Genomic DNA, 5,670 nt, shown 5'->3' on the forward strand with positions numbered 1-5,670 from the left:
AGGAACACCACTGGCCACAGGCATGGATTTCTGATGGCCACCAGCCTGGACACCCCGAGACCGCCCACCTGGGCATCTCAATGGCCGTTGACACGGCCAGAGTGGGTCACGGTTCAACCGTCGCCGACACCCCGGCCTGGGCTTCTCGGTGGGCGCAGACGATCCCAGCGACCCCACCAGCCGCAGTACGACATATCTCGACCACGGCCTCAAACCGACGTCGACAGATCCCTCACCGGCGAGCGGCGAAAGTCATGTAGACAGGAGGCAGGTCACTCTCCAGGCATCGGTCGGCCGTCACCTCTCACGAGCCTCTCACGGACTGGGTGTCATGAGGTGGCAGTCGGCGTCATGCGTGCTGGACGTGGTAGGCCCTGACCTGCACGCCCGCGTCCGGCGAGGATTCCGGCACCTCCGCCCGAAGGCCGCCTTCCCGGCGGGAGCACCGAAACCCAGCCGCCCCGGCCCCGGCCGGCCTCCCGGCCGCAAGAACACCCACCCCACCCCGCGCCACGACGTCCACACGGTCCGCAAAACAGACACCACGAAGCCACCGCAGAAGAAGACGAAGAAGTCCAGCACCCCTCGACCTCGCCACACAGGTTAAAGATCAAGCTAGTAGTGGCAACAAAGGCAGCCGAGATCTCGTGGCAACCGCGGAGAGTCGCCAGTGTCTTGAGGTCACTGCCCCATGATGCGAGCTGACTCTCATCATAAGGGTCAACTTGATATTCTTGGCCTATGCACACTGGCGAATCGACGACACCGCAGGCTGCGACCGGCCGCGTGAACCAGAAGCTGCGCACGCGCAGGGCGATCGTGCAGGCGGCGGTCGAGCTGATGCGTACGGGTCGTGATGTGACGATGCTCGAGGTCGCCAAGTCCGCGCTGGTGTCCGAGGCCACGGCCTATCGGCACTTCCCCGACCTGCCGAGCCTGCTCCAGGAGGCCATAGCGGGGGAGATGCCAAGCCCGGAGGAGGCGCTCGCGTCGGTCGCGGACTCCCTCGACCCGGTGGAGCGCGTCGCCGTCGCGACCGAGCACCTGCTACGCACGGTGCTGACCTACCAGGGAGCGACCCGCGCGATGATCGCGGCGACGATCACCCGCCCCGAGGCGGTCGGTGCTCGGCCGGCCATGCGCTTCGGCTTGATCGACCACGCGCTCGCCCCGCTGGACGACACTCTCGGGGCCACGGACCCGGCTGCTGTGAGGCAGCTCAGGAACGACCTCGCCGTCGTCGTCAGCGCCGAGGCCCTGTTCGCGCTGACCGATCTGTCGCGGCTGGACCCCGAGGAGGCGATCGCCAGCGTCGTGCACACCGCGATCACCCTCACTCGGGCCGCGCTGGTCAGCGCCGCACCCGTCGGCGGCCGCCCCGCCGCACAGCGCTGACGACGCATCAGACCTGCGCGCCGCCGCCGCGCACTCTGGGCGCGAGGTTCGAGGTGCTCCGGGGATCGGCCGGGAAGCGTGCGGCGACCTGTGCGGCGGTGGCGGTGGCCCGGCGTGTCGTGATGGCCAGGCCCGTTGCCGCGATCAGCAGTCCGCCTGCGACCAGCGTCCACCAGCCCGGGTGGCTGGCGGCGGCGAATCCGGCATGGCCCGGAGCCCGGGTGCGCGCGGCGACGATCGAGCCGAGGACCGCGACGCCGAGGTTGTTGCCGACCTGTCGGCCGGTGGTGGTGATCGCGGCGGAGACCCCTGCCTGGGCACGCGGCATGCCGGCCACGGCGGTGCTGGTGATCGGGGTGTTGACGAGGCCGAGTCCGATGCCGAGCAGCGCATAGGCGGCGAGCAGCACCGTCCAGGGTGTGGTCGGGGTCAGTGTGGTCAGCGTCAGCGCCGCGGCGGCGATCAGCAGGCCGGCGGCGACCAGCGGCGGGCGAGGGCCGCGCGTGGCGGTCAGGCGCCCGGAGAGCGGTGAGGCGAGCGCGATGCCGGCGGCCATGGGCACGGTCGAAAGGCCGGCGTGCAGCGCGCTGTAGCCGCGCACCTCCTGCAGGTAGAGGGTGTTGAGGAACAGGAAACCGGACAGGACCAGGAACGCGGTGACGGCGACGACTAAGGCGCCGGTGAACGGGACCGAGCCGAAGAACACCGGGTCGACCAGCGGCTGCTCGCGGCGGCGTTCGTAGCCGGGCAGCGCCGCGACCGCGACCGCGGACAGGGCGAACAGGCCGATGACGGGGGTGCTGCCGTAGCCCTGGCGCGAGCCCTCGATGATCGCGGAGATCAGCGAGGTCAGGATGGTGACGACGAGCCCTGACCGACCGGGTCCGGGCGTCGTGTCGCGGCGGACCTGGATTCGGGTACGAACACGGCGGTGAGTACGAGGGCGGCCACACCGATCGGGAGGTTGACCCAGAAGATCGATCGCCACCCGGCCGAGGCGACCAGCAGGCCGCCGACCACCGGGCCGGCGGCCAGGGACAGGCCCACCGTGGTGCCCCAGAGCCCGATGGCGCGGGCACGCTCGCCCGGATCGGGGAAGGCGTGGGTGATGATCGACAGGGCGACCGGGTTGAGCATGCTGGCGCCTAGGCCCTGGGCGACGCGGAAGGCGATCAGCCACCCCAGGGTCGGGGCCAGGGAGCAGGCCAGCGATCCGGCGGTGAACAGGGCCAGTCCGGCCTGGAACACCCGGCGCCGCCCGATCCGGTCGGCGGTGGATCCTGCGAGCATCATGAAGGCGGCGACCGCCAGGGTGTAGCCGTCGGCGGTCCACTGCAGGCCGCTCACCGCAGTGTGCAGATCGTGGCCGACGGCAGGCAGGGCGACGTTCACGGACGTGGTGTCCAGAGCGGTGATCAGCAGGCTCAGGCAGCACACCGCCAGAACCGGCCCGCGCCGGCGGCGGCCGCCGTCGACCAGGGGCTGATGCGTCTGAATGTCCGATCTCCTCGGTGAGTGGTGGCGCGGTCCTGGTACACGGCGGGCCCGCGTTCGTGCTGGTGGCGGGGTTACCGGTGTGACGGCCGGCCGGGCTGCTGGCCGTCGGGCTTGACCTCGGTGTCGACGAAGTCGCCGATCGCCCCGAATACCGCTGCGGGCTGCTCGATGTGCGGGAAGTGCCCGGCCTCGGGGACGGCGCGGAAGGTGGCACGGGGGAAACAGCCGGCCAGGGAGCGCTCGTACTCCAGCGGGGTGATGCCGTCCCGCTCACCGGCGATCACCAGCACCGGGACGGTCACCCGGTGCAGGCGCCCGCGCAGCTTCGGGTCGTAGCAGAACGGATCGCCCGCGTACACGGCCAGGGTGCGCTGGTCGGCCGCCATCGCGGCCAGCTGCTCCGGGCTGAGCGTGGCCGGGCTCAGGCGCAACTGCGGGTTGTGGAAGGCAAGTTCGCCGGTCCTGACCGGGCCGAGCTCGGCGGGGTTGGCCAGCTGCAGCGGGGGCTCGGGGGCGACGCCGGTGGAGGCGAGCAGGGTCAGGCAGGAGATCCGCGCGGCGTTGTCGCGCAGTGCCATCTCGGCGGCGATCCAGCCGCCGACCGAGCTGCCGGCCACCATGACGCCGCGCAGGTCGAGTGCGTCGAGGAGGTCGAGGTAGGCGGTGGCCAGGTCGGCGACGGTGTCGGTGGATTCCGGACGGGGAGTGCCGTCGAACCCGGGGTGGGTCGGTACGACCACGTAGGCGTGCTGCGACATGCCGGCGGCGAAGCCCGCCATCGAGCGCGGTCCGGCGCCGCCGTGCAGCATGAGCACGCCGGTGCCGTCGGTGTTCGCCCCGAACTCCTGGACGGTGATGGCGAGGCCGCCCGGAAGGTCGATGGTGCGGGTCGTGCTGGTGGGAGCGGAGACGGTCATGGTGATGGCTTCCCTCGGGTACTCGGGTACGGAGACGGGTCGTGGCCTGGCCGTGGATCCCGCGTCGGCGGGGCGTGCGGCGCGGGCTGGAGCCGGGCGGGGTGGTGGAAACGCCCAGCGACGGAGTCGGTCGACGGCGACCGGTCGATGGGGATGTCGTCGAGCTGGACGAGGCTCTCGGGGCCGCCGGGGACGTGACGGGGCGGCTCGGTGCTGAGGGCGCCTCAGGCGAATTCGGTGGCCGGTCCGGTGGCGTACCGGCTCATCGCCTCGATCGTCGACTCGGGGGTGAGCGGCCGACCATCGGCGATCATGTCGCGCAGGTCCCGGAAGTAGTTGACGTACAGGTCCGGGGTGAACGTGTTCAGTAGGACCGTGATGCCGTCGGTCGGGTTGGCGAAGGTGTGCGGGGCGCCGGGCGGGATCATGACCAGCGTTCCGGCGGGCGCGTCGTACACGGTCTCGCCGACGGTGAACGTGGCCGCACCGGACACCACGTAGAAGCCCTCGTCGTGCCGGGCGTGGCGGTGCTGCGGCGGCCCGTCGGTGTGCGGGGCGAGCGTGATCTCCCCGACGCCCAGGCGGTGATCGGTCGTACTGCCGTCCTCCAGGATCCGCATCCGGGTCGGGCCGAGCTGGATCGACTCACCGCCGTCCGGGCCGACCACCGAGACGTCTGTCATCTGAACCTCCAACGGAGAGGGACTGCCGCTGTTGCAAGGACTGGCTCTCATGAATGTAGATGGCTGACATGCTTTATGCAAGTAAACTCTCATGAAGAGGGCTGACTGCCTCAATGGCCCCCGGAGCGCGGGAGTGCGAGTCGCAGACGCGAGAGCGCAGGTCCGCATCCTGCTTTGCCGCAACCCCGAGCCAGATGGGCGTTGCCTCGGGGTTGCCGTGTACCGAACTGCACGGCCCCGAAGGGTGGTGGGTGCGGGACGAGCCGAGCGGCCCGAGGGGTGGGCGGCCACGGCTACGGCAGGGCCACGGCAGGCGCCCCGAGTGCTCGGTCACCCCGTCCATGGCTGCGGTGACGGCGGCCGGGTCCGAAACGTCCGCAACCTGGGGATGCATGCGAGTCGGTGCTGCCGATGATGCCGGGCGTGTCACCGCGGATGACCGCCGACTACGTCCGCGACGGCACCACCACCCTGTTCGCCGCACTCGAGGTCGCCACCGGCAAAGTGGTTCGCTTGAAGCGGCGGGGCCTGGAAACGGAGCATCAGCCACCCCACCTCGCCATCGAGGGGTCTCTCGAAGATCTTCGGTAACACATTGATAACGACCCGGGGCGGGGGAGCGGTGCGGCGCTCCCTTACTGGCAACCAGCTCAGAGACGACCGTTGATCATCTGTGTTCGATCAGTGTTCGGTTGGGGTTGGCGGCGCCTCAAGGTTCCGTCGCCGTCCGATCGGGGTGACGGTGGGCATGCGAGGTGGGATGTCATTGGGTGTTCCGAGTGAGGGAGGGACCGGGAGATGCGCTTGGCGAGGAATCGGGTCTGTGTGGCGGCGCTGGCGTTGGGGATGGGGCTAACCGTCTCGGCGTGCCAGGACAGAGGTCACCGTGATCATGAAATCGCGACGACCGCAGGGCCCTCCGTCGCGTCGCCCGGAGGCTCTTCGTCGGCCGCTTCGGCCCCGGCGGCGGGCGTGTTCTACGAGGGGTTCGAGCAGGTCGCCGACAACGGTTGGAAGGTCGGCGTCAACGACCTCTCCGACGGCGACCGCCAGCAGCCTTTTTCGCAGCTGGCCCAGAGGCCCGCTAGTACTGCAATCACAGTTATGGGTGGGCTTGTTGTGGTTGGGTTGGCTCGTGTCTGTGGATCTCGGGGTGGGTCAGGTCAAGGCCTGGCGTG

3 protein-coding genes and 3 pseudogenes are annotated in these 5,670 nt (G+C 70.1%); 3 read left to right on the forward strand and 3 right to left on the reverse strand.

Features of this window, described 5'->3' with window-relative positions; all coding sequences use genetic code 11:
• Positions 1-385 precede the first annotated feature (385 nt).
• Both ACIOFR_RS41700 and ACIOFR_RS41705 read left to right on the forward strand, forming a co-directional pair.
• Positions 386-607 (forward strand): annotated as a pseudogene (locus ACIOFR_RS41700) (transposase); the annotation flags it as partial.
• Positions 608-741: 134 nt separating this feature from the next.
• Complete coding sequence (locus ACIOFR_RS41705) at positions 742-1,395, forward strand: TetR/AcrR family transcriptional regulator (protein WP_401005987.1); 654 nt, start codon at positions 742-744, stop codon at positions 1,393-1,395.
• Positions 1,396-1,402: 7 nt separating this feature from the next.
• Here ACIOFR_RS41705 and ACIOFR_RS41710 read toward each other — a convergent pair.
• The 3 genes and pseudogenes from ACIOFR_RS41710 to ACIOFR_RS41720 form a co-directional block, all read right to left on the reverse strand.
• A pseudogene (locus tag ACIOFR_RS41710) lies at positions 1,403-2,874 on the reverse strand (MFS transporter).
• Positions 2,875-2,963: 89 nt separating this feature from the next.
• Positions 2,964-3,809 (reverse strand): alpha/beta fold hydrolase, encoded by an 846-nt coding sequence (locus ACIOFR_RS41715; protein ID WP_401005989.1) that lies wholly within the window; start codon positions 3,807-3,809, stop codon positions 2,964-2,966.
• 224 nt (positions 3,810-4,033) lie between these two features.
• The gene (locus ACIOFR_RS41720; protein ID WP_401005991.1) at positions 4,034-4,492 is read right to left on the reverse strand and encodes a cupin domain-containing protein; all 459 of its coding nucleotides are present in this window, start codon (positions 4,490-4,492) and stop codon (positions 4,034-4,036) included.
• 387 nt (positions 4,493-4,879) lie between these two features.
• On the opposite strand from ACIOFR_RS41720, the pseudogene ACIOFR_RS41725 reads away from it, so the two are divergent.
• A pseudogene (locus ACIOFR_RS41725) lies at positions 4,880-5,002 on the forward strand (IS630 family transposase); the annotation flags it as partial.
• Between the last annotated feature and the right edge of the window lie 668 nt (positions 5,003-5,670).

Origin of the sequence: Kitasatospora sp. NPDC088346, assembly GCF_044740765.1 — a bacterium.
GTDB lineage: Bacteria > Actinomycetota > Actinomycetes > Streptomycetales > Streptomycetaceae > Kitasatospora.